The organism is Piscibacillus salipiscarius, assembly GCF_042685285.1.
Taxonomy (GTDB): Bacteria; Bacillota; Bacilli; order Bacillales; family Alkalibacillaceae; genus Piscibacillus; species Piscibacillus salipiscarius.
This window is the reverse complement of the sequence record NZ_JBHUMZ010000019.1, coordinates 259,049-285,597: the sequence shown is the minus strand read 5'-3', so window position 1 is coordinate 285,597 and position 26,549 is coordinate 259,049. Positions and strand designations below refer to the sequence as shown.

Genomic DNA, 26,549 nt, shown 5'->3' with positions numbered 1-26,549 from the left:
AGGATGGATAATGATCAATTTAGGTATAAATCTTCCCTTACAATTTTTATATTTTTAATAAACATGTAATTTCTCTGGGTTCATTGTTAAATAAATTTCACTTATTTTTTTGTCACTAATATAAAAACTAATTATACTATGGAATTTGCCATTAATGTATATTACGATTGCTGGTTGATAGTTGACACTATTCACTCTAAAATAAAGGTCATTAGGGGCTTTCTTTATGATTCCATATAATAAGGCCAAAACGTTGGTAACGGAAGTAATTGGGCGAATCGCAGCTGTAACTTTCCCTCCGCCATCAGAATATAAAGTAACATTGTTTGAAATTAGTTCTAATAATGTATCTGTATGTTCCATTTGGAATGCTTCTATAAAGCGATCAATTATTGATTTGTTCTCCTCATAGTTTAGACTCTCGCCTTCCACAACTGAGATCTTCTGCTTAGCCCTGCTAAAAATTTTCCTGCAGTTTTCCTCACTCTTTTTAATATTATTAGCGATTTCTGAGTATGAGAAATTTAATACTTCTCTTAAAAGGAGAACTGTTCGCTCGTCTGCTTTTAAATGTTCCATCATTCGTAAATAAGCAATGCTTAATCCCTCTTTTTGGATTACCTTTTCACTTGGGTCTAATGCATGTAATTTCTCTAGTAATAATGGCTCTGGGTTCCATGGTCCCACATATTTTTCTCGTTTGTACCATGCAGACTTTAATAAATCAAGACAGAGGTTAGTCATGATTTTGCAGAGATAAGCTTTTTTATTCTTTACTCTTTCCTCATCTATTTGATAAGCTTTTAGAAACGTTTCTTGGACCATGTCTTCAGCTTCTGCTACTGAGCCTAACATACGATAACCTAATGAAAATAACAATGGTTTAAATAACTGGTAATCTTCATTCGTTATTTGCATGGTTCTTCCTCTTTTCGTTTAAAATGATCTCTTCAGCTGCTTGTTTTCCACTACATATTGCTCCATCCGCTAAAATAGAGTCGGGCGATGCCCAGTCCCCAGCTATATATAATCCTGGAAATCCTGTTTTAGAACTTTGTAGCATGCGTTCATTCCCAATTTGCGGTAAGCGTTGATTGACCGTAATGTTAGGTATAAAACGCTTTGAAATCACATACTGTTGCCAGCCTGGCTGTAACTTATCTAGGAATAATTCAAGCTCATTTTTAGTGATTGTTGAATCTATGTGCTCATCCGGATGATGATATTTAAATACATGAAGAATGGCGTTCATTGGATCTTCAGAAAGGCGGGCATAGCCTGAATGCACTGAATAATAGAGAGGTTTAGTGGTGTCCATAGCGAAAAGTCGTTTTTGTTTTGGAAGTTGTTTTAAAGCAACATCTAATGTTGCCCCTCTAACAGGTATCATCTGAGTGAAAAAGTTTCTTTGAGGAAATGCCATCTTTTTACTTAACATATCATTTAATTCATGAGGACCAGTAGTACAAAGTACATTTTTCCCTAAAATTTCTCTGCCATCAGAAAGGTCTAATTTAATTTGGTTCTGTTGTGTGGGTTCAATATTTTTAACAAAAGTATGTGGTTGAACGTGAATACCCGAACGAATGGCTCTATGATGAAGTTGACCAATCATCGTCATCCATCCGCCATCTAGGTAAAGTACACCACCCATAGCTTTTTTAATACTCGATACAGTTACTTTTGCACTCATTTTTTCAGGTGCATGACAATAGGTTGCTAGTCTTCCAAGGGTATAAAGTAAAGACTTAACTATTTTAGAATGGGCGACTTGCATGACCCATTGTTGATATGTCTGCTGCGCTAAATTTTCAGGCTTTATACTCATCAATTTAAAAAGAACTGCGATCCACTCTCTACGTTCCTTTGTGTGAAATAGACGAGTTGTAAAAAGTTGTAAAGGAGAGAATGGGGCAACATATTCAATATTGTTTTCAATTAATATGCCACCTAATTTGGGTGATTTGCCACAAATGTGAATACCTAATTCTTCGAGAATTGGCTTGGCTTTTCCTTTTCTATAAAGGGCGTGGGGGCCAAGATTGAAATACTGTTGATTCACCTTTTTTGTTCTAGCCCTCCCACCAACACTTTTCCCTTTTTCTAAAATTAAAATATTTAAATTGGTTTTCGCTAAATAATTGGCTGCAACATATCCTGCTAATCCCCCACCAACAATGATAATATCCCAATTTTGAGTCATAAGATAACCTCCTAAATGTTTCTTTATAACTCAAGACGAAAAAGGTTGGGAAATGTGACAAGGAATTAACAAATAATTAAGAAACTTGTATACTAATTAGATTTTATTCCGTCCAGTTAATTATAATATATGGATATAAAGAATATGTACATGAAAGTTTGGGTTAATAAATTCATTAGTTAAAGAGAGATCCTTGAGAATTCAGGAAAGGTAATAGCTATTGAATAATATGAGAACTATACTCAAAATCGGCTCAAACAAAGTGTGAGAGAGGATTATAAAGAATTAATTGAAAAAGTGAGATGAAGAAATAACAAAAGACCGTTTCCAAGGCCTAAAATACACCTTGGAAGCGGTCTTTATTAGTTAATTATTTTTTCATTGGTATAAACCCTGAATGATCTGTATAATACCCTTCAATCTCAGGGCGAGGAATCTCACCCCAGCGTTCAGGGTCAACATTGTACACTTCATTTGTTGCTAATCCGTGAAGTAGATTTTTAACGCCAAGGACGTTCTGCTTGATATTGTGTCCACGGCCACGTTGTCCTAAGTTCCCATCACGAGTATTTCCGGATGTTTCAAAGAATACTGCTGGATGACTGTGATGATCTTCGTTTAGGCCATTATAGTTAAGCCCTAGCATCATCGCTGAGACGACTCCGCCATGGATATCAATCTCAGAGAAACCACTTGAGCTACTTCCTACTGTGTAACGATCGACATTGGTGTATCCATAATCTTTTAAAGAGTCATAGACATAAACTTGAGCTTGTCTAGTGACATCGTTATAAAGTCCATTTTTAATATTAGGAAGGGTAGGTCCATTAGGTGCTAATGAGACACCAAGTGACATGGTTACGGCGTCACCAGTCTCTGAATCTTCTTTTAACCCTTGATGGTGAATGTCAATACCAAAGTCAGGCTCAATATCTGCCCATAAGCTATACCATGCTTTTGATTCAGCCGCTTTAAAACCCTCCAATGTCCAATCACGGTTCAAATCAATTCTCTCTCCGGTATCACTTAATTCTGAATGGCGAATGTTCATTTCGCTTCCATCAGGGTTGTACATCGGAATGACATATAGAGTTAGTTCATCTAATATTTCCTGATATGTTGATGACGAATTCTGAACTAACATCTTCAGGAGTTGTAGTGTTGATTTTGTTCCGTATGGTTCGTTACCATGAATGCGACCTTGAATCCAAACCTTTTCTGGACCATTTCCAATTTTAGCTACATACAAATCACGGTTTTGTTCACTTTTATTATGTTCATACCCTAGTTCTTCAAGTGTTTGAACTTGTAGGTCACCATTGCTTCGCTTTTCAAGTTTCTCTAGTTCGTCAATCATATCCTCGTAGGTTAAAATGCTAGACATGTTTGTATTGCCTTCAGTTGACGGGTGATTCTTGGCTGCGAGTGCTGGTGTTGCAAACATGGAGAATAATAGAATGATACTGATCATTAACATGAATATTTTTCGCAAAACCGTTCCCTCCTGTATTACTTTTATGTTTTACACTGTAAAAGTGTTGCTTATCAGTATAAGACAAACAGTTAGGAGTTAAAACCACAATTTTTCCTATTTTTCAAAATTCTTTTGTAAGAAAAATAGACTATGTAGATTCAATAATAGGAATTTGTTTAGTATTAATATGTGAAAAAGAGAGAAATGAAAGTATAGGATGGAATAAGTAATATGTATTAAGGGTGTTCTAAAAGTATGGTGTCTACCTTTAGAACAGACCTTAATTAGGGGATTAAGAATTTGAATTGCCTTTTTCTTTACCCATTGAATCAAATAAAAGGGTAGATGCTAAGGCATTAAAGGGTAGAGATACATGATGTTTAACTCCTTGATCGTAAGCTGACATTAAATCTTTTTGTAAAACATCCAACGCTGTTTCAGCGGTCCATTCAGAGATGTCATTCCAGTTCCTCACAACCCAACTATCACCAGTGCTAACTTTGAATAATTCTAGTAACTCCTCTTGAGGTAGGTTATAGTTCTCCGCGAGTTTAAGACCTTCAGCTACGGCATTCATATTAATTCCAAGAATTAGATTATTAATCAGTTTAGCAGCTTGACTATTACCAGTTTTTTCACCGTAATAGAATGTTTTTGAGCCTATAGCATCAAAGTATGGTTGGAATGACTTAACGATCTCTTCTGGTCCAGATGTCATTATGGATAAAGTGCCATCTTTAGCCCCTGAAGCTCCGCCGCTTACAGAAGCGTCAATCAAAGTAAAGTTACTTTCTTGCTCAACTTTTTGGCTTAGTTGATTCATGGTGTCAGGGTCAAGTGTACTCATCACAATGATTGTTTTTTCCTTTGGCTGCGCGGATAGCAGGCCATTATCATTGAAAATAATCTCTACATTTTGTTTATAATCCCTAACCATAGAGATAATCGCTTCATCTGCTTGTTCGGCTACTTCTTTTAATGTGCCTACCATGGTGATACCCTCTGATGTTGCTTTTTCATAAACTCCTTTAAAAGCATCATAACCAATGACGTCAAACCCTGCCTTCTTCAAATTAATAGCCATCGGAAATCCCATAGTACCTAGTCCAACGAAACCAATTTTTTTACTCAAATATAATCCCTCCTATTTCATTTATACCCTTATGTGATTTTATTAAAAATAAATCTTTTAAAATTTCTATTAATATGGGTATACATATAATAAAACCATTGGAGAGAAGTGTAATCATGGAATTTTTTACAGTAGGTCATTACAATCATTCAAAACAACAATTTTTACAATTATTAAAAGCTGCAGAAGTAAAAATTGTAGCTGATGTACGCTCATTACCAGGAAGCAGAAAGAACCCTCAATTTAACAAGAATCAGTTAAGGTCCTGGCTTGATGAAGCAGGCTTAAAATATCAGCACTTTAAAAAGCTTGGTGGCCGCAGGAAATTATCAGGACAGGTCGGAGAAGAGCTTAACTCAGGCTGGCAAAATCGGTCGTTCCATAACTATGCGGATTATTCCTTAACTGAAGAGTTTAAGCAGGGGATTGATGAGCTGAAGGCAGCATCTAGTCATGGTAAAGTCGTCTTAATGTGCTCAGAACGTCATCCATCGAGATGTCATCGATTGATTATTAGTAATTATTTAAAGGCAAATGATTTTAGCGTCACCCATATCATCCCTAACCCTGATAGGGAAGCACGGTTTGTCGATCATGAGTTAGGGAAGTGGGGAGCTATGCCGATTATAGAAAGTAATGGAAGTGTTGTTTATCCAAAATGATAGTTGAACCGAAAGAATTACATTGCTTCTTTAATGCCTTTCTTGACCAACCACCAGTTAGCAGGGTAGCTTGTTAGAAAGCCTAGAATCATAGCGATTTGCATCATAAACCAGTATGTCGCTGTAGTTGGTTTAGGCGGCTGTGCAAATAAGACGTAGTGAACGAGTGCCATGAAGCCAAACATTCCGACTTCAAATGCGATTAATGACAATGAGTCGGCCTTAATGGCTTGTTTAATTGCTTTCATCTTATTTTTGCTTTTCTGCATTGGGTAAATCGCAAAGTATTGAAAGGCGATTCCAAATAAGTATGCTAATATGAATTCCACTAAGTAATGGGCAAACAAAACTGAACCAGCTATTGTTAAGCCCGTTATGGCAACAAGCGGCACACCAAAGGCATCACCTAATACACAACCAGATGAACAGTGGCTGGTTGACATAAATACTGTTGCTCCTTGTCCCCGGTGATCTTCTAAATCACGATTTTTAGATTTTAAAACACCCCATTTATAGTAAAACCAAATCGCAAATGGCCCGAAAAATAATCCATTCACTGGCCAAACAATATTCATAATCGCCATCATCTGTGGATGACGAATAATATCTATTAATATCCATATAGCTGAAATAATACCTATAATAATAGAAATCCAAGCAATTGTAGCTAACATCGAATTCCTCCTTACTATAGTTGTTTATCCTATTTAATAGATTAATAAACGAATACAAAACCAAACTAAAGTCCTATTTAAAAAATCTGAAAATTTAGTACAATAATGAAAGCGGTTGCATGGATTTGGATGCATCTTTTATTTTTATCGTTTGTGCAAACGTTTGCATAAACTAAAAAAAGGAGCGAGTTTATGAGACTTTATAAAACAAAAACTTTAGTTTACATGACTATTTTATTGATGTTGTTTCAACCTCTAAGTGGTCTTTTCAGTCATCAGTCTATTAATGCTGATGAACGTGATGTCTTCTTAGTTGGTAGTTTTGGTTCCGATGGAGATCCGACTTATTGGAATCCGTCATCAAGTGAGTTTCAAATGAACAATGCTCAAAATGGTCATTATTATCTAGAGAAAACACTACCAGCCGGTACATACGAGTATAAAATTGCGATCAATGGGGGCTGGGATGAGAATTACGGTGCAAATGGAGAGCAAAACGGATCTAACATGACGTTATCGTTAGAAGAAGAGACAACGGTTCGGTTTGTCTATAACGATGAAAGTCATGTGGTAACAACAATCACAGAAGACAAACAACCTCGTTTAGTTGGGAATCTGCAGCCAGTAATCGATGCTGGTGATGAGTGGTCCCCTGGTACTTCTACGGCCTTATTAACAGATGAGGACTATGATAATATTTATGAGTTTACCTCTCAAGTACCTAAAGGTGATTATGAGTATAAGATAGCGCTAGGTGATAGTTGGGGGGAGGAATATCCTAGCAGTAATGCAAGTCTTAATTTAAAACGTCCTCAAGACATTACGTTTTATTATAATCATGAGACAAAAGAAGTTTATACAAATTTAAATTCGAACAAAGATGAGATTGATCAAGCTTCTCTTTTTCATAATACATGGGACGAAACATACCGAGACCCTTTCGGTGCTGTTAAAGCAGGGGAGGCGGTAACACTTCGTCTAGCTTCTGCAAAAGGGGATTTAGAGAAGGCTAATTTACATGTGAAGAACTACACAACAGGTGATTCAGAAGTGGTCCCTATGACCGAGTCTGGTTGGACAACCGTGGACGGGAAAGACTTAGATTTTTGGGAGGCTACTTGGACTCCGAGTGAAAAGGGCGTTCATGGTTACAAATTCATCGCTTATGATGGAGAAGTGGTTAAAGAGTACGGAGAAGACGCTCAGCAGGGCCAAGCAGGTCGATCTGGCGATACGGTCAATGAATTATTCCAGCTGACTGTTTATGACCCAGAATACGAGACGCCTGACTGGATGAAAGAAGCTGTGGTTTATCAAATTTTCCCAGACCGTTTTTATAATGGAAACCCGGAAAATGACGATGCGAAGTCGAATGCGCGTGGTGATGAACCAATTGAATACCAGGATTGGGGAGAGCTCCCTGATAATCCGAGATTAGCAGGTACATCTGGTTACGATGGCGATGGTATTTGGAGTAATGATTTTTATGGAGGAGACATTAAAGGAATTCAAGAAAAATTAGATTATATTGAGTCACTAGGTGTGAATACCATCTATTTAAATCCAATTTCACACGCAGCATCGAATCATAAATACGATGCTACCGATTATAAATCGATTGACCCCATGTTTGGAACACCTGAGGAATTTAAGGCATTTACAGATGAACTGAAAAAACGTGGCATGCACTTAATTTTAGATGGAGTGTTTAACCATGTAGGTGATGATTCGATTTACTTTGACCGTTATGGAAAGTATGAAACCGTTGGGGCTTATGAGTACTGGTCTCGAATTTATGACTTAATGAATGAAGAAGGCATGACTGAAGAAGAAGCGAAAGCTCAAACTGAAGAAGAGTTTAAGGAAGATGGACAAGTGTTTAGTCCTTATGGCTTCCATAACTGGTTTAACATAAAGAACACCAAGGTAGATGTTGGTCAGCCAACCGAACGTTATGATTATCAAGGATGGTGGGGATTCGATAGTCTACCAGAAATAGCTTCTATTCCAGGTGATGTCGTACCTTATCAATCTGAGTTAAATAATGAGAAGTTTGCAGATTACATTATGTATGAGGATGATTCTGTTGCCAAATCATGGTTAAACCAAGGCGGATCTGGCTGGAGATTAGACGTCGCAAATGAGGTTGACCCTGAGTTTTGGAGAGAATTTAGAGATGAACTTAAACAAATCGAGTTAGACCAAGGTGGATCCCCGTTAATATTGGGCGAGATTTGGGATGATGCATCAAAATATTTCCTAGGTGATTTATATGACTCTGTCATGAACTATCGTTTTAGAGGGGCTGTTATTGACTTTTTACGTAATGGTAAAGAGGAACAAGCGATGGAGCAATTGATGGCTGTTCAGGAGGATTATCCTAAGGAAGCATTCTATAACCTTATGAACCTAATGGGGTCTCATGATACCGTTAGAGCGGTTTATGTCCTGGGTAATGGTTCTGAATCGTATGAGCGAGCAGAGGACGATCCAAACTATGACCATGAACTTGGACTAAAACGGTTAAAGTTAGCTGCCATCTTCCAATATGGGTATGCTGGTGCGCCTACAGTTTATTATGGTGATGAAGCAGGGGTTACAGGTTCTAAAGACCCTGATGATCGCCGCACATATCCTTGGGGTAGTGAAGATGATGATCTAATTAAGCATTACCAAACCTTAGGTGATATTCGTGAGGAAAATCAAGCGTTATTTAAGAAAGGATCACTTTCACATTTATATGCTAAAGATGATGTGATGGCATATGGCCGTCAACATGCAAAGAAATATGGGATTGTGGTTATGAATCGTTCAAATGAAGAAAAAGTCGTAACAATCGATACGAGTGACTTTGCATTGAATGGTGTTCAGTTCATTGATGAGCTTGACCAGCCATATAAAGTGACGACTCAGGATGGAATGCTTGAAGTGGTGTTACCACCAATGAGCGGGCGAATGTTAGTCTCTAAGCCTGCTCAAGTAAAGGAAGTTAACTCGGTTGCGAAATTAGACGCAGAAGAAGGGGAAGGTCAGGTTACCCTAAGCTGGAAAGGAAAGAAAGGCACTTACAGTGTTTATCAGACCAATATAGCTGGCACACTTTATGAGAAAGTTGCTGAAACAACTAAGCAAGAGGTGGTCATTGACGGCTTAGACAATGGGCGTGCATACTATTTTGGTGTCACGCGAGTGGATGATCACGGTAATGAATCAGATGTGGTGCAAACAGAGAAGGTTATTCCGCATATACCATTGACGTATTATGACGTGACACATCTTACTCAGTTGAGTGACAGTACCATAGATCTTGCTAATTCTAAGAAAGTTGAAGCATCACTACTTATTGAAGGTTATACAAATGATGATTTAGCTGAAGGGTTAGATGCAATACTTCAGTATAGGTTAGGGGATTCAGCTTGGGTGGACGTACCAGCTCAGTATACCGGCCAAGATTCATTATCTAATGTGTTTGAAGCAGAGTTTTTACCAATTGATGCGGGTGAATATGAGTACCGCTATGCTTTTACAACCGATCAAGGCAGAGAATATATTTATACAGATGTACAGACGTTTAGCATGAGTAAGGGTGAAGACACGACTCCTCCTGCCGATTCAGTTACACTTGAACAGCCACTTCAGGAATCCGGTCAAGTGAATCTCTCGTGGTCGGTTGAGAATGAACAAGACCCATACATGATCGGGATTTATCGTAATGGTGAACTCGTGAAAAAGCTATGGGATACAGATGTTAGAGATTACCGAGATATTAATGTGGTGAATGAAGAGACTTACCAATACGTCATCGCGTTATTTGATCAGTACGGGAATGTGGTGAAATCGAATGAAGTTTCTGTTACACCTCAGTTAGTAACTGTTGATGTCACATTTAAAGTGAGTGCGCCAGAATACACGCCACTCGATGCAACGTTAACCATTCCTAATAGTATGAATGGTTGGAATACGAGTGCATGGGAGATGAGTCGTGCTGGGGCCGTCACACCAGATTGGCAGTACACGGTTGAGGCGCAAGTTGGTGAAGTAATTACGTACAAATATGTACGTGATGGTTCGTGGGATCGTGAAGGTTTAGCCGACCATACACCAGAGGATCCAAATGATGATGACATTAGTTATTATGGTTACGGTGCGGAAGGAACAGACCTTCAAATTGTCGTTGAGAATCAGGGTAATAATAAAATGGTCGTTGAGGACACCATTTTACGCTGGGTTGATCAACCAGTTGTCGTGACATCGCATTCAAGTGGACAAAACGTAAGTGAAGATACAGTAACTTTAAGTGGAAATGCGATTAAAGAGGGTGTATTAACGATCAACGGTGAGACTGTTACAGTTAATGATGATATGTCCTGGACACATGAAGTGACGCTTCAAGATGGGGAAAATCAATTCAACATTCATATTGAACCGTCTGAGGAAAACAAATCGGAGATCTTTAACAATGACGCAGGCGCCATTTCTAAAAATACAAAAGATATCGTGTTTACGTTAAATAAAGAGTGAGGTAAGAAGTAATTAACAGTCAATAAATAAAATTACAAATTGTTAATCTTAGTAGTTCAGTTTTGGAGTACAAAATTGCACTTTTATACCCATAATTGAACTACTTTTTATATATATTTAGTGAATTTTAGGGAGATTAACATTTATATGGTAAAATAAGTTAAAGAATGTTCTACAAAGCATAGTTCAAATTAATAGTAGTTTTTTACTTATATTACATACAGAAAGGTGTGATGTCTGATGGCATATAAACTAAATCAAGTTAACAAAGCAGGTTTTGTATTTAGAAAAAAGTCTATACAGAGGAGATGTCACATTGAAATTGACAAAAGAAAAATTTAAGCTTGTTTCAGAAACAGAAAGATTAGTAATAAGACCATTACAGAAAGCCGATTATGATAATTGGCTGAATGAATTTGAAAACCGTTATCCATCTCAATTTCGCCACGATAAAGGAAAAATAGATATGAGTGAGTGCACACTGGAATGGTTTCATAATCTGGTAGATAAACAACAAGAGTTAGCACTTACAGACACTGCATATGTATTTGGTGTGTTTAGAAAGGAAGACGGTACACATTTAGGTATGGTGGATTTTTCAACTATAGAAAGAGATGACTTTCAATGGGGTAGGATAGGATACTCAATCCATAATCAGTATTGGAGAAAAGGGTACGGTAACGAAGCGGTAAAGGAAGCACTTAATATTGCTTTTAATTATTTAAAATTCCACCGTATAGAAGCCCATATCAATTTAGATAATTCTGCTTCAATCAATTTAGCAGAGAGTGTTGGGATGAAGTATGAATGTACAAGAAAAGGGTTTATTTTCGAATTTGGAGAATGGACAGATAATCTAATCTATTTTAAAAATTCTATTGAGTAAGTTTTTTAAACGAATAAGGCGATTGATTATTAAGAACAGTCGCTTTTTCTATAATTGGGGGCGTAGGTGTTAGTTGAAGAAGAGTGAGACCGTCCAGTTCGTCGCAGAACAGCACGAACTAAAAATCACCTAAACCGAATGTGAAAGTTGAAGCTGTGCCTTTCGTAAGCGAAGTATTTTGACAACGCTTATAAAAGAAACCCGTACAAGGATTAGTGTAATACACTACCATTGTACGGGTTTTAAATTATTTAAATTTTAATTTTTATTTACTGAAGCATCATGAATTGAATTAACAGCTTTTTGTAACTTTTCGTTGAACTCTTCATCAGATTGATTGACGTGTAAGTCACTCGCTAATGCACGAGAGAAGCTCGCAATTAAACCATCATTATCTTTAAGCTTTTCATTAGCTTCTTCGCGTGAATAACCACCAGATAGAGCTACCACACGAACCACATTAGGATGGTCAATTAATTCTTTATAAAGATTAGCTTTTGTTGGAATAGTAAGCTTTAACATCACGTTCTGATCATCTGACAACTCATTTAGATGCTTAAGAAGTTCTTCTTTTAACATTTCTTCAGCTTGTTCTTTATCTTGGCTGTTAATGTTGACTTCAGGCTCGATAATTGGCACAAGGCCAGCTTCAATAATGCGTTTACCGATTTCAAATTGTTGGTCAACAACTGCTTTAATACCTTCTTGATTCGCTTCATGAATGACAGAACGCATTTTTGTACCGAACATTTTACGTTCATTAGCTCGGCGAAGCGTTTCGTCTAAATCATGAATGGGCTTCATCATTTGAACGCCATTTTCTTGATCAGCAAGACCTTTATCTACTTTCAAGAAAGGTACAACACCTTTTTCTGCAAGATAATCGCCTGTATACTTCCCTTCAATTTCACGGTCCATTGTTTGTTCGAAAAGAATTGCACCGATAATTTTGTCTGAGCTAAACGCTGGTGATGTAATAATGCGCGTTCTCATTTGATGCACAAGGTCGAACATTTCATCTTCGTTTGTATATTGATCTTCTGTTACGCCATATGCCGCAAGAGCTTTTGGTGTACTGCCACCACTCTGGTCAAGAGCCGCAATAAATCCGCCTTTTGTTTTCATTTGGTTAAAGTGATTTTCGTTCATGGTCTTCACTCCTAATATTCAATACTTAATCTATATATTATCCTAACATGTTCAACTTATCTAATACAGGGTTTTACGATTTTTAAAAAGATTGGGAGGGGCATGGGTTTATCGACCCCTATTTTGAGTTTATCTACCCTATTCTAGAAAATATCTACCTTTTATCTAACGCTTTCGCAAAAAAATCACTACCCCGCATCTGCAAGGTAGTGATGGAAATTAATTTCTGATGAGATGATCAAAGGCTGATAAAGCAGACGTTGCACCTTCACCCATTGAAACAATGATTTGATTATAGGCACTGTCGGTACAATCACCTGCTGCGAAAACACCTGGAATGTTCGTCGCAGCCCGTTTATCAGTTATAATCTCACCAATTTTGTTCCGGTCGATTAGATCTCCTAACCAGTCAGTGTTCGGAATAAGACCGATTTGAACGAAAACACCAGCTAGTTCGACATGCTTTTCGTCACCTGATTCTAAATCGACATATTTTAATCCGTTGACGTTGTCATCACCAGTGATTTCTGAAGTTTTGGCATTTGTTAAGACAGTTACGTTAGGCAAGCTGTAAAGGCGTTTTTGAAGCACTTCGTCGGCCTTAAGTTCAGAATTGTATTCAAGTAGTGTGACATGATTGACAATCCCTGCAAGGTCAATCGCAGCTTCAACACCTGAGTTACCTCCACCGATGACGGCTACATCTTTTCCTTCGAAAAGCGGGCCATCACAGTGAGGACAGTAAGCAACACCTTTATTTTTAAACTCAGCTTCACCAGGAACGCCGATCTCACGCCAGCGTGCACCAGTTGAAACGATGAGCGTTTTACTCTTAAGTTTAGCACCATTTTCAAGCTCTAACTCGAAAAGATCTTTCTTTTCTAAGCCTTTAGCGCGTTGCAGGTTCATGATGTCTATGTCATAGTCTTTTACATGTTCTTCAAGTGCTGCAGCTAGCTTTGGTCCCTCCGTGCCTTTAACGCTGATAAAGTTTTCAATACTTAATGTATCTAAAACTTGTCCGCCAAGACGTTCGGAGACCATACCCGTACGGATTCCTTTGCGTGATGAGTAAATAGCAGCACTCGCACCTGCAGGACCACCACCGACAACTAGAACGTCATAAGGATCTTTATTTGATAGCTCATCAGCATCTAGGCTTTTACCTAATTTAGCTAAAATTTCTTCAATCGTAATGCGTCCATTACTGAATGGCTCGCCGTTAAGGTAAACAGCTGGTACGGCCATAATGTCTTTTTCTTCAACTTCTGATTTGTACACAGCACCATCAACCATCGTGTGAGAAATGTTAGGGTTTAACACACTCATGATATTGAGAGCTTGTACAACATCAGGACAGTTATGACATGAGAGGCTGACGTACGTTTCGAAGTGATACTCACCATCGAGTTCTTTGATTTGTTCAGCAATGCTGTCATCAACTTTAGGCGGACGACCACTTACTTGTAAGAGTGCTAATACAAGTGATGTGAGCTCATGCCCTAAAGGTACACCAGCGAATGCGATGCCAGAGTCTTGCCCTGCACGATTCACACTAAAGCTAGGTGTACGCTCTAATTGAGTTTTTTCAACAGATATTTTAGATGACATGGCAGCTAGTTCATCAACTAGTGCTTGAGTTTCCTCTGATTTTTGGTCAGATTCAGTACTTACTTTGAGCACAAGGTCATCCTCTAGTAGCTGCAAGTACTGATCTAATTGGGACTTAATTTCTGCATCAAGTGCCATGTGTAATCCCTCTCCTTAAAGCTTAAAGTTTTCCTACTAAGTCTAAGTTAGGTTTAAGAGTTTCTTCCCCTTCTTCCCATTTAGCTGGGCAAACCTCACCAGGGTTTTTGCGCACGTATTGTGCTGCTTTGATTTTGTTAATTAATGTGCTTGCATCACGGCCAATACCTTCAGCGTTAATTTCTACTGCTTGAATAACACCGTCTGGGTCGATGATGAATGTGCCGCGGTCTGCTTGGCCTAAATCTTCTACATATACGTCAAAGTTACGTGATAAGATGTGAGCTGGGTCCCCAATCATACCGTAAGTAATTTTTCCGATTTTTTCAGATGTATCGTGCCATGCTTTATGTGTGAAATGTGAGTCTCTTGAAACAGAGAATACTTCTACTCCAAGTTCTTGAAGTTTAGGATATTGTTCTTGAAGATCTTCAAGCTCAGTTGGGCAAACGAATGTGAAGTCTGCAGGATAGAAGCAAACAACTGTCCAATGACCTTTGAAATCCTCCTCTGTAACTTCGATGAAATCTCCGTTTTTGTAAGCTTGTGCTTTAAATGGTTCTACTTCTTTTCCGATTAAAGACATTACTTAATTCCTCCTTGATATTTTTCTAATAGATAGCCTACCCACATTTACGGGGAAATTTACGTACCTATCTGTAATAATTACAATCAAACATTAGTTATTATTATAGGTTTGTCGAACTTTGTCAACAAATAACAAAATTGTTCAATAAAATATCAAGGAAATGCATTTCGTATTACAAAAAAGACGGTAATAACAAAAAATACCGACACTTTAAAATCAACAAATTCTATTATATAATAGTAGCTGGACACTTTTATCCAAATATATTTGTAGGACATACAAATCTAAGATATAGGAAGGTTAGTATGAGCGGACAAAAACAAACAGATGTTATTTTAATAGGTGCAGGTATTATGAGTGCGACTTTAGGGTCTCTTCTAAAGGAGCTCGCACCTAATTGGGATATTAAAGTTTATGAGCGGTTAGGTAAAACGGGCGAAGAAAGCTCGAACGAATGGAATAATGCAGGGACAGGCCATGCAGCACTTTGTGAATTAAATTACACAAATGAGAAGTCTGATGGAACGATCGATTTAACTAAAGCAGTCAAAATTAATCAACAGTTCCAAGTTTCTAAACAGTTTTGGTCTTACTTGGTTAACAAAGGTCTCATTGAAGATCCAGGAGAATTCATCAAAGCTTTACCTCACATGAGTATGGTCAGAGGAGAAGATAATGTTAACTTTTTAAAGAAACGTTATGAGGCTATGACAAGCAATCCCCTTTTTAAAGGTATGGAATTCTCAGATGACCCTGAACAGCTTAAGGATTGGATTCCTCTAATTATGAAAAATCGTAAGTCGGATGAGCCAATCGCTGCAACGAAAATTGACTCAGGTACAGATGTTAATTTCGGCGAGTTAACTCGTAAGCTATTTGACCATTTGGAAAGTCAAAATGTTGAGCTTAATTATCGTCATCAAGTAGAGGATTTAAACCGATTAAGTAATGGTACTTGGGATGTTAAGGTTAAAGACGTTGATAGTGGATCAGTCGAACTGGTTAATGCCAAATTTGTATTTATTGGCGCTGGTGGCGGAAGCCTACATCTACTTCAGAAATCTGGTATTCCTGAAGGTAAAGGTGTTGGCGGTTTCCCTGTTAGTGGATTATTTATGGTTTGTAACAACCCTGAAGTGGTTAAGCAGCATCATGCTAAAGTTTATGGGAAAGCACCAGTTGGCGCACCACCTATGTCTGTGCCGCATTTGGATACAAGATTTATAGATGGAAAGCGAACTTTATTATTCGGGCCTTTTGCTGGGTTCTCGCCTAAGTTCCTAAAAGAAGGTTCAAACTTAGATCTCTTCACGTCAGTTAGACCAAGTAATGTGGTTAATATGCTTGGAGCAGGCGTTAAAGAAATGAAATTAACGAAATATCTCATTCAACAGGTCATGCAATCTAAGGAAAAACGGATGGAAGCACTTCGTGAATTTATCCCTAATGCAAAAACGGAAGACTGGGAGATCGTTGTCGCTGGTCAGCGCGTTCAGGTCATTAAAGAGACGGACGCAGGTGGTAAGGGTACACTTCAGTTCGGTACAGAAGTGGTCAACTCGGCTGACGGTTCCATTGCTGCATTACTTGGTGCATCACCAGGGGCCTCAACAGCTGTAAATGTCATGCTTGAGATATTAGAAAATTGCTTCCCAAATCATATTGAAGAGTGGGAGCCAAAATTAAAAGAAATGATTCCTTCATATGGCAAGGTCTTAATGGATCATCCACAATTACTTGAGGAAGTGCATGCAACGACAGCCAGAGCACTAAATCTCGATAATGGTGAATCAAAAGAACAAGAAGATGAACAAACAGTTATAGGTTAACGGTAATATAAAGCTTTTGCGCAGATGCGGCGCAAAAGCTTTTTTTATTTTGCTCGCCATTACTCTTGAGTAAATACTAGACAAATTCGAGATTTTACTAGACAAAACCGTGAAAATACTAGACAAAATCAAAAATTTACTAGAAAGTTTTTTCAAATACTAGAAACTTCACCACGGGGCAATCCCGACCTGTTTCTAATTTGTTCGTTAAGGGTAAACTTCTAACAAGAATAAGTCGTACGAGGAGGAGTTCTCATGAGAGATTTATTTAAAAAAGGTTTATCTGTCGGATTAGGGTTAGCCTCTGCAAGTAAGGATCAAGCGGAACGAGTGTTAGATGAGTTAGTTGAAAAAGGGCAGCTATCAAAAGAGGAGTCAAATAATCTTTTAAAAGATTTGAGAATGAAAGGTGAAGAAAGTCAAAAGCAGTTCGACGAAAAAATTAAAAGACAGCTAAAAACTTATTTGGATGAATTAGAGGTTCCAACAAAAGAAACCGCTCAAGCACTTGAAGATCGAATAGAAAAGCTTGAGGAGCAAGTTAATAAAGAAGAGTAGAGAGGAGGGATGTTCTTGTTAAGGAAACAAATGAGGCATATGAACCGGTATCGAGAAATTGCTGCAGCTTTTTCACGTAACGGATTAGGATTTATAGTGAAAGAGCTCGGGTTAGATCAGGTATTCTCATTACCTCGCCGGTTATATGTCAGGCGAGATCAGGAGCATACGAAGTCACTTGGCAAGCGTATTCGGGCCTTCTTAGAAGAACTAGGCCCAACGTTTATCAAAATTGGTCAGATGGCGAGTACGCGTCCTGACATTATTCCTAAAGATATTATAAATGAGTTAACATACTTACAAGATGAGATCTCACCAATCTCATTTGAAGACGTGGTACAAATTATAGAAAAAGAACTTGGTGGGAATGTTGATGGAACCTTTGAAGAGTTTGACTCTATCCCTTTAGGAGTCGCATCGATTGGTCAGGTCCACGAGGCAAAGTTAAAATCAGGTGAACATGTAGCTGTTAAAGTTCAACGTCCGCGTGTGGATAAGCAAATACATACGGATTTAGAGATTCTACATGAGTTAGCTGAACGTGCGGAGAGACGTTTTGAATGGGCAAAACAGTACCAAGTCGTTGAAGTAGTAGAGGAATTTACTAAGGCGATCATAGATGAACTTGACTACATGACAGAGGGGCGAAATGCTGATCTAATGGCGCAGCAATTTGAGGAAGACGAAACGGTTAAAATACCTTCAATTTATTGGGACTATACAACCAAGCAAGTGTTAACCATGGAATTTATCGAAGGAATCAAACTCGATCAGCTTGATGAATTAAAGGAAAAAGGATTTGATTTAAAATGGTTAGCTGATCGTGTCGTTCACACGTTATTTTACCAAGTCTTTAAAGATGGTTATTTTCATGCTGACCCTCATATTGGTAATATTTTTGCAGAGTCTGAAAAACGAATCGCCTGGATGGATTTCGGTCTAATGGGAAGATTGTCATCTAAAATGAGAATGCATTTGGCTTCTCTAGTCATGGCAATGGTTAAGCAGGACTCAGACGATATGATCAAAGCGATTTTTAAAATGGGGGTGGCTCCAGAGGATGTAGATATTCATGAACTTAGTGGTGATATCGACCGGTTTATGATTAAATATTACGGAGTTCCATTAAGCGAACTGAGCTTGGGGCAGTCAATAACAGATTTGTTTTCAATCGCAAATAAGCATCAAATCATGATTCCATCAGATTTATCACTGGTTGGAAAAACCATCTTAACGTTAGAAGGATTAATAGAACAATTAGATCCTGAATTTGATATTATCGAAGCTGCTGAACCGTTTGGAAGAGACCTTATTCGTGAAAAGTATAACCCGAAACGGCTTGCTAAAAGTTTATATGATCAGATTGATGAATATGGCGATGTGATTGAGGATATGCCGGAAGTCATTAGAGAGCTGAGTCATATTGCTAAAAATAAAAAAATACCTATTGAAATATCGATTCCAAAAGCTGAACATTTTTTCTCAAAACTCGATACAGTTAGTAATAGATTATCGTTTAGTATTGTGCTTTTATCTTTTAGTTTAATCATGGTTGGGTTAATTATAGGTTCAGCGATTGGAAGTCAATCATCATTGCTTTGGGATATTCCAGCTGTAGAAATTGGATTTGTGATTGCTGTATTAATGGTTACATGGTTAATTTATTCGATCTTTCGTTCAGGGAGGTTTTAAGAGAGGTTTATTGCCTCTCTTTTCTTATGAAAAAATAATTCTACTAAATTTACAAGACAAAGACATATTTTAATAGCTTTATTAATAAACACACATACATAGTTTGTAAATATTTAATATAATACACTAACTCTGCAATTAGAAGGAGGGTTTAAGGTGAGAAATCCGATTTGTATGGTGTTGTCAGAAGCACAGCCTGGCACACGAGTAAAAGAATTAATGATGAATGGTGAAGATGTATCAGGGGTTGAAGTATTTGAGAGTTATGACATTAGTACAGGCTTAGCTACTTTTACTAATCATAAAAAAAGCAGATTCGTAGCAGTATGCGATAAAATTGATATGATCGAGTTCATTGAAGATTAAAAAGGGTCGTATGACGTGATCCCCCTAGACTAGGGGGATCATTGGTTATATGACCCAGATAAAGTTTGATTATGTACAAGTTTAGGAATAACATTTCATGAAATCAAAGGTTGCTTTCTCATACCCAACGTTAAGTAAAAGCTTTATAAGAAGGCTGTCGTAGTCGACGGCCTTCTTATAATTTACATAGGTGATTTTTGTCTCCAGTGATAGATTCTATCTATGAAACTACTATAATATTTCACAAAAGGAAGGGTAATTAGAGACAGTGTGATATTATACATAATATTTACTTGAGCAGGAGTGAGAATATTTTTTAATTCAACTAGATAATCCAAAAAGGGGTAAATAAAAATGGCTCCCAATATATTCAGCCACAAGTAAGCATAAGCTGTTAAGCGTGCTTCTTTCATAGTAACTAATGAAGCGATCATAGCCATGACACCTGTCCCAATGTTAGCACCAATAATTAATGGAATGCCTGTATAAAAATTTTCTGTAGCGAACAATGTTGCAATTTCGTTAATAGTAGAGTTAGACTGTCCTAATGTGGTATGAATAATTCCAGTTAATACAGCAATAAAACTTGAGTGGTCGATTTTATTAAATAGGTCATAATAAAATATACTTTCCTTCATATCCGTTGCCAGGACATCCATAATGCATAAGGAACCAATAACTAAAGTGAAACCCATTAAAGAGTATCCAGTCTTTACTACATTTATATTTTTTCTAAGACATAAAATCGCTCCAAGCAATATGATCGGTATCGTGAAATAACCAGGATTAATGGTAATTAAATCTATTGTTATGGACGAACCGATATTGATACCTAATATAACTCCGATCGACTGCGTGAAGGTGAATAATCTAGCTGCAACTAATCCTACGGTTAAAATAACGATGATAGTACTGTTTTGAATAATGAGTGTGGCTATTAAGCCAAGCAGTAACCCTTTCCAAGGTTGATCTAATAGTCTTGTTATTATATTTTTTATAGACTCTGTGGCACTATCAAGCAAGCTCGAACCTATTAAATGTGTTCCGAATATAGCTGCTCCTAGCAGTAATAAAAACGAAATAACATAAATCACAATAATCAATCCTCCTTCCCGTTAATCATTTTGAGTTTAAAAAACACCCCCTTTTGATTGGAGATGTTTTTTAAACTGATCATTTATGCTTGCAAATTTTTTCGGTCATGGATCTTCAGTATTAGTTGAGAGAATTTGTTGACAAATGGAAGTGCAATTAAAGAGCTTAATACATTAAAAATGACGCTGATATGAGCAAGCTGTACATCTGGTCGTTCTGCTAAATGGGCTCCTAGGTCTGAGAGTAATCCTATAAATGGGAAGAACAAAAGGACTCCCAGTACATTAAGCCAAATGTGAGACCAAGCTGTTAATCTAGCTTCTCTACCACTACCAATGGAAGCTAGCCATGCGTCGACACAAGTCCCAATATTAGCTCCCAATACTACAGCTACGGCTGTGTCTAGGTTTAAGGATCCTGCTGCAATAAACCCCATCATAATACCTGTTGTAGCAGTACTCGATTGAATAACGGCTGTAACAATGGCACCAAAGATGACTGCATAGAAAAGATTGTTATCTAAACTCAGGAATAACTGATGAACGTATTCCATCTCTTTTAAAGGTGCCGCAAGTGTTTTAAAGCCCCACATAGCTCCAAACACAGCAGATAAACCAACTAAAACCATACCGGTAAAACGAAAATTATCCTTTTTAAATAAAAGAAGCACGCCCCCGATAATGGCCATTGGTATGATTAAAGAATTTATTTCTAAAGTAATAATCTCAGTTGTTACAGTTGTCCCAATATTAGCTCCTAAAATTATGCCAATGGATTGAGAAAAGGTAAGCATACCACCGGCTACTAACCCAATGACGATAATGGATACAGCTGAACTACTTTGTAGAATTGCGGTCACAACGGTCCCCAACAAAAGCCCTTTCCAGGGAGCATCTGTTAGAGTTTTTAACCAGTTTTTTAATCTATCGGCTGATAGTTTGAATAGACCGTTTCTGACTAGATACATCCCTGTCAAAAAAACTCCTAAAGTGAGGATGAATAGAAATATTTGAAACACTATTTTCACCCCCTTTTAAAGTGTTAGTGGTAAACATCCTGGTGAAGAAAGAAGTTAATGACTTGGTTCAATCTATTAATTAGCTCTATTAATCTTTATAATTTTTATTAGAGTGTTGTAAGATTAGAGATGGTGACTTTTGAGGTACTGTTGCTGGAATAGAGATAGGTTCGGTTTTTGGTTCATAATCATCCATGACAGTGTTTAAGATTTGATCCGTTTCGTGTTCTATTAACATTCTTAGGCTAAACATTACACAAATGAACAAACCGCCCAATAGAGAGAAAAGTAAGATTTCCATAAAGATTCACCTCCCTTTACGTTTTATATATGGTTTGGTAATGAATAATGCGTGGGTAAATAGAGTGATTTATACTAAATTGTGTAGAGAACTAGTAGAATAGCGAGGAGATAGAAACAAAAGAAAGAATCACGAATATCAATAGAACTCAAAGAGTTTTAAGGGAGTGTCTAAATGAGTAACGTATTAGTGTTGGGACATAAAAATCCAGATACCGATTCAATTTGTTCATCCATTGCTTATGCAACTTTAAAAGATAAATTGGGCGAACAAGCAGAACCCGTAAGATTAGGAGAACTAAATGAGGAAAGTAAGTATGCACTAAAATATTTTCAAACCAAAGCACCCAGAATGATAAGTGGAGTTTCAGAGGAAACAGAAAGAGTCATACTAGTAGATCATAATGAGAAGCAGCAAAGTGCTATCGATATAGATAAAGTAAAAGTCATAGAAGTCATTGATCATCACCGAATTGCTAACTTTGAGACAAGTGAACCGATTTATTACCGCGCTGAACCCGTTGGTTGTACGGCAACCATTATTTATAAGTTGTTCTTAGAAAATAACGTGACAGTAGAAAAGAATGTTGCTGGGCTTATGTTATCGGCCATAATATCGGATACATTACTTTTTAAATCCCCAACTACTACGAATCAAGATATAGAGATTGGCAAGGAACTAGCTAAAATAGCTAAAGTAGAACTAGAAGACTACGGGTTATCTATGTTAGAAGCAGGAACAAACTATAGTGATAAATCTATGGAGGAGTTAGTAGAGTTAGATTCTAAAGATTTTAATTTAAGTGGTAAACGAGTTAAAGTCTCACAAATAAACGTAGTTAATCCAGCGGAAATACTTCGAAACCAAGAGGAAATAAAGCAAGTATTAAAAAAGAACACTGAAAAACAAAGTTTAAATCTATCCATTCTAATGATTACTGATATTCTAAATAGTAATTCTATCATATTGGCTTTTGGAGAAGATTATAAAGCTATAGAATATGCCTTTAATGTTACATTTGAACAGAATCTTGTATTGTTAGAAGGTGTCGTTTCTCGAAAAAAACAAATGGTTCCGCAATTAACTAAAGCTTTTGAAGCTCTACAATAATATTTACCTTTTAAAAACCCCTTACCTTGTTAAAACTTCAAGGTAAGGGGTGATTTTATGAGTTTAGAGCATTTTAAGGACGAATCTATTCCTTTTAGTGAATTGAATCCAGAGCTGCAGCATCATCTGTTCGATTCCTTAATCGGAGAGAGAGTTTTGATTAAAATGATCAAACATGACGAACTTATAGAGTTGGAAGGCATTATAGAAAGAAAAAGTTTATATTTGGGTGAAGTGGCTTATGATTTAAAAGTAGCTCAAGACATGAAAGCGATCAAAGTGAATTTATTATATGACATTCAAGAAGTTAGACGAATGAAAAGTCAAGGTCCAATGCTTCATTAAATGATGAAAAATTATTACAATGTTTACAAGTTTGCAGTACGTTTACTTTTGAAAACAATATTGTTTACTTGTAAACAAAAGAGTGTACATATTGTTTTTGTTGGTTGTTTACAATATTGTAAACAGTGAGCACAAAAGTGTTTACAGAAAAAGCGCTATTTCACTGAAGTTACGTTTTTATTTCGTTTTGTTAAAGCTCATTGTCGTCATCTTATATCTCCAATATCCTTTGTAAGTAAGAGGTTTACATACTATGAAAAAAGGATGATGACAATGACTCAATCAAGAATTGCAGCAGTTGATGTTGGGAACGATTCGTTAAAGGCAATCTTCGGACAATTGGAGAATAACTTCAATATCCCAAATATCATCGCAAGAGAAATTGAAGACCGCCCTGTAATCGGTATAGAGGATTTAGATGAGAAAGATCCATTAGAAGGACTTCACATTAAAGTTCATTCACCAGCATTGAAAGAAAACAATGCCATCTATCGTGTTGGACACTTGGCCACTAAAAGCACAAATTCAACAGAATTGGACCCAGGAAGTAGTAAGTCTCAAGAAGATCAAACTTTAATTATGTTATTTGCATCTATTGCTCTTGACGCTGTTCAAGCAAATGATTTTCAAAAGCAACAAAACGTTGTTGATGCGAATTACACATTAGGAACTGGACTTCCATTAAGAGAAGTTAAGGAAGGAAATGATGCAGGGTATCGCTCTAAATTAATGGGTTCCGTTCACCAAGTTGAATTTTTAGTGACCCCTAAATATCAAGGTCTAAAAGTTAATATTAAATTTGATGAGGTTAAAGTTTACCCTGAAGGTTTTGCAGCGTTTATTAATCTAGTCATGGATAAAGACTTGAAAGTGATCAATAAAGACTTAATAGATAAACATATTCTAATCCAGGACATCGGTGGTCTATCAACAGATATAGCAGTCATTAAAAATCGCACAGTCGATGATGACAAAGCTCAAGGTTACAACTTAGGTGTCTCTGAATCACTTGAGAATATTCGTGAAGACATTTTTACTAAACATGGTGTTGAGCTTGATAGTAGACGTGATGTTGTTGAAATCATTACTCGCAATAATGATCGGAATCACATTATGGTTAAAGGTAGCCGGACGAGTGTTCATGACATCACGGACCGAACTTTATTAGAATTAGCCAAAAAGCAATATCGTCTCTTACGCAACACATGGCAGAAGAACTCTCAAACTGAGATTTGTTACTTTGTTGGCGGTGGTTCAAATGTGTTAAAAGAATACATCAAAACATTAAACAATAATTTAGATGGTTATAATATCGAGTTCTTCGAAGACGAGCATGAAAGTATTTGGATGATGGCAAATGCATATTATAAGTTAATTGCAGATTACTTGAAAAAGAATGAGAAACCTAAAGAGAAAGAAGAAGAAAAGAAAAAGGCCTCTAAGAAGTAAGTGAGGTGACGGTATGAGAAAACCTCAAACAGAAATTAAACGTGGACAAGCCATCTCGTTCAGGGTTCCATCAGATACTCCCGATCACATTTTAAAAGAGCTACAATATTTAAAGGAGACGGAGAGACGTAACTTTTCTAGTAAAATAGCAGAATATGTACTAGAAGGAGTAAATGAAAATCATAGTAGGGAACGAGAGACGATTACTATTCCGCTTCCTAATAAGCTTACAAAAGCTCAGAGAGACTGGATTAAGCACGAACATTCAGAGGCCTTACTTGGAAGTATTGTGTATCATCTATTAAATGATCCTGTTAGAGCGACTGCTTTATTAGCTTCATTAAATAGTCGTTCGACAGATATAGATGAAGCGCTATATTTACAGGAGAAGGCAGAAGAACCAGAACCTAAGGAATCTGAATCAAAACCGTTAGAAGCAGTGCCAGAGTCAACAGATGATGATATGGAAGAGTTTAACTGGGAAGCATTATTAAAAAAGCAACATGAAGCAACAGAAGAGAATAAAGAAGAAGCAGAAGAGGATCAAGGATTGGATGAGCTCCTTGGTGACTTCTTAAGTAAGATGAATGATTAGAGTATCTCATGATTGAGGTACTCTTTTTTTGAATGTCTCATATTTAAGCCGAATTGTCCTATCAATTTGATAAAATGTCTCAAAAATCAGTCGAATAACCATTTTCGACATAATTCGATGCCTAAACTTTAACTTCTATGTCCCGTAAACGACTTTTCACGTCCCATATTTTAATTATTACATAAAAATCAGATCGCCTGTTCTGTGTTAACAGTTGAATAAACGTTGAACCACACCTTCAAGTACCGAGCTTTTCTAGTATAAAGATCCAGGTTTAAGTCAAAGATGTAAGTATCATTTCTGCTAAGGAGATTGGGCCATGTATTTGATTCTAGTATTAATTGTTTGGGCAGTCTTTGCTTATAAGTTTGTAGATTGGTCACAATGGCGACAGCAATATTCAACCATTTTATTTTTTATGGTGATTAATCTAACATATAATGTTCTCTACTATAATCACACACTCTGGGCGTTTAGAGGTATAACGGCGGAGTGGTTAAGTCACTCCATTATCAATATTGCCTTTACGTTCTTTATCGTGCCTATTGGCTTAATGATCTACTTACAAAGGTTTCCGAAGCATAGAACTAAACAGATGATCTATGTGTCAGCTTGGGTCATATTCTATACGATTATTCAAACACTATTTGCTCATAGAGGAATGTATGTGTATGACAACGGATGGAATGGTTGGATGAATATTTTGCTTAATGCGGCGCTATTTGTAGTCGTTTACGTGCATTATAGACGACCTGTTCGGGCCATTGTTATATCAATTCCGTTAGCTATACTGTTTTATCTCATGTTCCCGTTTCCATTGGATACCCTAAAATAAGAGGCGGTGAGTAAATGCAAGTTCAAAATGTACTGTCGGCACCTGTTTTTTTAATTCTTTTGTTCTTGACGTATATCGTGATGTGGTGGTTTATTCGTAAGCATCAAATTAAGAAGGAACATGAAGATCGGCATGTCGATTAAAAAAACTATTAAACATGGGGCATGGTTTAAGCTCAAAACCGTGCCCTTTTCTTATATAGTTAGATATCTTGTTAAAAAGGGTAGATAAAAATGCTTTTTTTACTCCGTCGACAAATTTCGCGGTAGAAATATTTTAAAAAGAGGTAGATATAGTGAAATTTGGGGTAGATATCT

At 37.0% G+C, this 26,549-nt stretch carries 24 protein-coding genes; 13 read left to right on the top strand and 11 right to left on the bottom strand.

Annotated elements, in window-relative coordinates; genetic code table 11:
* Positions 1–54 precede the first annotated feature (54 nt).
* The 4 genes from ACFSW4_RS08430 to ACFSW4_RS08415 all read right to left on the bottom strand — a co-directional run bounded on the left by ACFSW4_RS08430 (position 55) and on the right by ACFSW4_RS08415 (position 4,809).
* On the bottom strand, positions 55–918 hold the full coding sequence (locus tag ACFSW4_RS08430) for an RNA polymerase sigma-70 factor (protein ID WP_377328657.1): 864 nt from the start codon (positions 916–918) through the stop codon (positions 55–57).
* A complete protein-coding gene (locus ACFSW4_RS08425; RefSeq protein WP_377328655.1) occupies positions 902–2,203 on the bottom strand; it encodes a phytoene desaturase family protein in 1,302 nt (433 codons plus the stop codon). Before ACFSW4_RS08425 ends, ACFSW4_RS08430 begins: the two co-directional genes overlap by 17 nt.
* A 370-nt stretch (positions 2,204–2,573) precedes the next feature.
* A complete protein-coding gene (locus tag ACFSW4_RS08420) occupies positions 2,574–3,695 on the bottom strand; it encodes a M14 family zinc carboxypeptidase (protein ID WP_279401479.1) in 1,122 nt (373 codons plus the stop codon).
* A gap of 274 nt (positions 3,696–3,969) precedes the next feature.
* Positions 3,970–4,809, bottom strand: a complete 840-nt coding sequence (locus tag ACFSW4_RS08415) for an NAD(P)-dependent oxidoreductase (protein WP_377328653.1) — start codon at positions 4,807–4,809, stop codon at positions 3,970–3,972.
* Positions 4,810–4,925: 116 nt separating this feature from the next.
* On the opposite strand from ACFSW4_RS08415, the gene ACFSW4_RS08410 reads away from it, so the two are divergent.
* The gene (locus ACFSW4_RS08410) at positions 4,926–5,471 is read left to right on the top strand and encodes a DUF488 domain-containing protein (protein ID WP_054752863.1); all 546 of its coding nucleotides are present in this window, start codon (positions 4,926–4,928) and stop codon (positions 5,469–5,471) included.
* A gap of 17 nt (positions 5,472–5,488) precedes the next feature.
* Here the strand turns inward: ACFSW4_RS08410 and ACFSW4_RS08405 are convergent, their stop codons facing one another.
* Positions 5,489–6,145 carry a DUF4396 domain-containing protein gene (locus ACFSW4_RS08405; RefSeq protein ID WP_054752861.1) on the bottom strand — a complete coding sequence of 219 codons (657 nt, stop codon included), beginning with the start codon at positions 6,143–6,145 and terminating at the stop codon, positions 5,489–5,491.
* A gap of 192 nt (positions 6,146–6,337) precedes the next feature.
* On the opposite strand from ACFSW4_RS08405, the gene ACFSW4_RS08400 reads away from it, so the two are divergent.
* Both ACFSW4_RS08400 and ACFSW4_RS08395 read left to right on the top strand, forming a co-directional pair.
* On the top strand, positions 6,338–10,666 hold the full coding sequence (locus ACFSW4_RS08400) for an alpha-amylase family glycosyl hydrolase (protein ID WP_377328651.1): 4,329 nt from the start codon (positions 6,338–6,340) through the stop codon (positions 10,664–10,666).
* Positions 10,667–10,982: 316 nt separating this feature from the next.
* Positions 10,983–11,552 (top strand): GNAT family N-acetyltransferase, encoded by a 570-nt coding sequence (locus tag ACFSW4_RS08395; RefSeq protein ID WP_054752851.1) that lies wholly within the window; start codon positions 10,983–10,985, stop codon positions 11,550–11,552.
* A 258-nt stretch (positions 11,553–11,810) separates the two neighbouring features.
* Here the strand turns inward: ACFSW4_RS08395 and ACFSW4_RS08390 are convergent, their stop codons facing one another.
* The 3 genes from ACFSW4_RS08390 to ahpC form a co-directional block, all read right to left on the bottom strand.
* Entirely contained in the window at positions 11,811–12,701 is an 891-nt protein-coding gene (locus tag ACFSW4_RS08390) for a fructose bisphosphate aldolase (RefSeq protein WP_054752849.1), read from the bottom strand.
* Positions 12,702–12,920: 219 nt separating this feature from the next.
* Positions 12,921–14,450, bottom strand: a complete 1,530-nt coding sequence (gene ahpF, locus ACFSW4_RS08385; protein WP_377328649.1) for an alkyl hydroperoxide reductase subunit F — start codon at positions 14,448–14,450, stop codon at positions 12,921–12,923.
* Positions 14,451–14,472: 22 nt separating this feature from the next.
* Positions 14,473–15,036, bottom strand: coding sequence for an alkyl hydroperoxide reductase subunit C (gene ahpC, locus ACFSW4_RS08380; RefSeq protein WP_054752848.1), 564 nt, complete (start codon positions 15,034–15,036; stop codon positions 14,473–14,475).
* Between the two features lie 308 nt (positions 15,037–15,344).
* On the opposite strand from ahpC, the gene ACFSW4_RS08375 reads away from it, so the two are divergent.
* From ACFSW4_RS08375 to ACFSW4_RS08360, 4 genes are all read left to right on the top strand, one after another.
* Complete coding sequence (locus tag ACFSW4_RS08375) at positions 15,345–16,868, top strand: malate:quinone oxidoreductase (protein WP_054752846.1); 1,524 nt, start codon at positions 15,345–15,347, stop codon at positions 16,866–16,868.
* A 255-nt stretch (positions 16,869–17,123) separates the two neighbouring features.
* Positions 17,124–17,426 (top strand): phasin family protein, encoded by a 303-nt coding sequence (locus tag ACFSW4_RS08370; protein WP_054752841.1) that lies wholly within the window; start codon positions 17,124–17,126, stop codon positions 17,424–17,426.
* 15 nt (positions 17,427–17,441) lie between these two features.
* Positions 17,442–19,118 (top strand): ABC1 kinase family protein, encoded by a 1,677-nt coding sequence (locus ACFSW4_RS08365; RefSeq protein ID WP_377328647.1) that lies wholly within the window; start codon positions 17,442–17,444, stop codon positions 19,116–19,118.
* Positions 19,119–19,274: 156 nt separating this feature from the next.
* On the top strand, positions 19,275–19,484 hold the full coding sequence (locus ACFSW4_RS08360) for a hypothetical protein (RefSeq protein ID WP_377328645.1): 210 nt from the start codon (positions 19,275–19,277) through the stop codon (positions 19,482–19,484).
* A gap of 182 nt (positions 19,485–19,666) precedes the next feature.
* Here ACFSW4_RS08360 and ACFSW4_RS08355 read toward each other — a convergent pair whose 3' ends face one another.
* From ACFSW4_RS08355 to ACFSW4_RS08345, 3 genes are all read right to left on the bottom strand, one after another.
* Positions 19,667–20,578, bottom strand: a complete 912-nt coding sequence (locus ACFSW4_RS08355) for a Na/Pi symporter (RefSeq protein WP_377328643.1) — start codon at positions 20,576–20,578, stop codon at positions 19,667–19,669.
* 83 nt (positions 20,579–20,661) lie between these two features.
* Positions 20,662–21,597, bottom strand: coding sequence for a Na/Pi symporter (locus tag ACFSW4_RS08350; RefSeq protein ID WP_377328641.1), 936 nt, complete (start codon positions 21,595–21,597; stop codon positions 20,662–20,664).
* An 88-nt stretch (positions 21,598–21,685) separates the two neighbouring features.
* Entirely contained in the window at positions 21,686–21,898 is a 213-nt protein-coding gene (locus tag ACFSW4_RS08345; RefSeq protein ID WP_377328639.1) for a hypothetical protein, read from the bottom strand.
* 174 nt (positions 21,899–22,072) lie between these two features.
* Between ACFSW4_RS08345 and ACFSW4_RS08340 the strand changes: the two genes are divergently transcribed.
* The 6 genes from ACFSW4_RS08340 to ACFSW4_RS08315 all read left to right on the top strand — a co-directional run bounded on the left by ACFSW4_RS08340 (position 22,073) and on the right by ACFSW4_RS08315 (position 26,375).
* Positions 22,073–23,008 carry a manganese-dependent inorganic pyrophosphatase gene (locus ACFSW4_RS08340; RefSeq protein ID WP_054752838.1) on the top strand — a complete coding sequence of 312 codons (936 nt, stop codon included), beginning with the start codon at positions 22,073–22,075 and terminating at the stop codon, positions 23,006–23,008.
* A gap of 57 nt (positions 23,009–23,065) precedes the next feature.
* A complete protein-coding gene (locus tag ACFSW4_RS08335) occupies positions 23,066–23,353 on the top strand; it encodes a hypothetical protein (protein ID WP_054752836.1) in 288 nt (95 codons plus the stop codon).
* Between the two features lie 273 nt (positions 23,354–23,626).
* Positions 23,627–24,802, top strand: a complete 1,176-nt coding sequence (locus ACFSW4_RS08330; protein WP_054752888.1) for a ParM/StbA family protein — start codon at positions 23,627–23,629, stop codon at positions 24,800–24,802.
* Between the two features lie 13 nt (positions 24,803–24,815).
* Positions 24,816–25,397: a hypothetical protein gene (locus tag ACFSW4_RS08325; protein WP_054752835.1), complete on the top strand. Its 582-nt coding sequence runs from the start codon at positions 24,816–24,818 to the stop codon at positions 25,395–25,397.
* Positions 25,398–25,716: 319 nt separating this feature from the next.
* Positions 25,717–26,232, top strand: a complete 516-nt coding sequence (locus ACFSW4_RS08320; RefSeq protein WP_377328637.1) for a CBO0543 family protein — start codon at positions 25,717–25,719, stop codon at positions 26,230–26,232.
* Between the two features lie 14 nt (positions 26,233–26,246).
* Positions 26,247–26,375, top strand: coding sequence for a hypothetical protein (locus ACFSW4_RS08315; RefSeq protein WP_279401474.1), 129 nt, complete (start codon positions 26,247–26,249; stop codon positions 26,373–26,375).
* Positions 26,376–26,549: the final 174 nt, after the last annotated feature.

Coding starts and splice junctions, on each gene's coding strand:
- ahpC (WP_054752848.1), bottom strand. CDS start 15,036: ATGTCTTTAATCGGAAAAGAAGTAGAACCATTTAAAGCACAAGCTTAC.
- ACFSW4_RS08410 (WP_054752863.1), top strand. CDS start 4,926: ATGGAATTTTTTACAGTAGGTCATTACAATCATTCAAAACAACAATTT.
- ACFSW4_RS08430 (WP_377328657.1), bottom strand. CDS start 918: ATGCAAATAACGAATGAAGATTACCAGTTATTTAAACCATTGTTATTT.
- ACFSW4_RS08400 (WP_377328651.1), top strand. CDS start 6,338: ATGAGACTTTATAAAACAAAAACTTTAGTTTACATGACTATTTTATTG.
- ACFSW4_RS08320 (WP_377328637.1), top strand. CDS start 25,717: ATGTATTTGATTCTAGTATTAATTGTTTGGGCAGTCTTTGCTTATAAG.
- ahpF (WP_377328649.1), bottom strand. CDS start 14,450: ATGGCACTTGATGCAGAAATTAAGTCCCAATTAGATCAGTACTTGCAG.
- ACFSW4_RS08425 (WP_377328655.1), bottom strand. CDS start 2,203: ATGACTCAAAATTGGGATATTATCATTGTTGGTGGGGGATTAGCAGGA.
- ACFSW4_RS08340 (WP_054752838.1), top strand. CDS start 22,073: ATGAGTAACGTATTAGTGTTGGGACATAAAAATCCAGATACCGATTCA.
- ACFSW4_RS08390 (WP_054752849.1), bottom strand. CDS start 12,701: ATGAACGAAAATCACTTTAACCAAATGAAAACAAAAGGCGGATTTATT.
- ACFSW4_RS08330 (WP_054752888.1), top strand. CDS start 23,627: ATGACTCAATCAAGAATTGCAGCAGTTGATGTTGGGAACGATTCGTTA.
- ACFSW4_RS08370 (WP_054752841.1), top strand. CDS start 17,124: ATGAGAGATTTATTTAAAAAAGGTTTATCTGTCGGATTAGGGTTAGCC.
- ACFSW4_RS08405 (WP_054752861.1), bottom strand. CDS start 6,145: ATGTTAGCTACAATTGCTTGGATTTCTATTATTATAGGTATTATTTCA.
- ACFSW4_RS08325 (WP_054752835.1), top strand. CDS start 24,816: ATGAGAAAACCTCAAACAGAAATTAAACGTGGACAAGCCATCTCGTTC.
- ACFSW4_RS08375 (WP_054752846.1), top strand. CDS start 15,345: ATGAGCGGACAAAAACAAACAGATGTTATTTTAATAGGTGCAGGTATT.
- ACFSW4_RS08315 (WP_279401474.1), top strand. CDS start 26,247: ATGCAAGTTCAAAATGTACTGTCGGCACCTGTTTTTTTAATTCTTTTG.
- ACFSW4_RS08345 (WP_377328639.1), bottom strand. CDS start 21,898: ATGGAAATCTTACTTTTCTCTCTATTGGGCGGTTTGTTCATTTGTGTA.
- ACFSW4_RS08335 (WP_054752836.1), top strand. CDS start 23,066: ATGAGTTTAGAGCATTTTAAGGACGAATCTATTCCTTTTAGTGAATTG.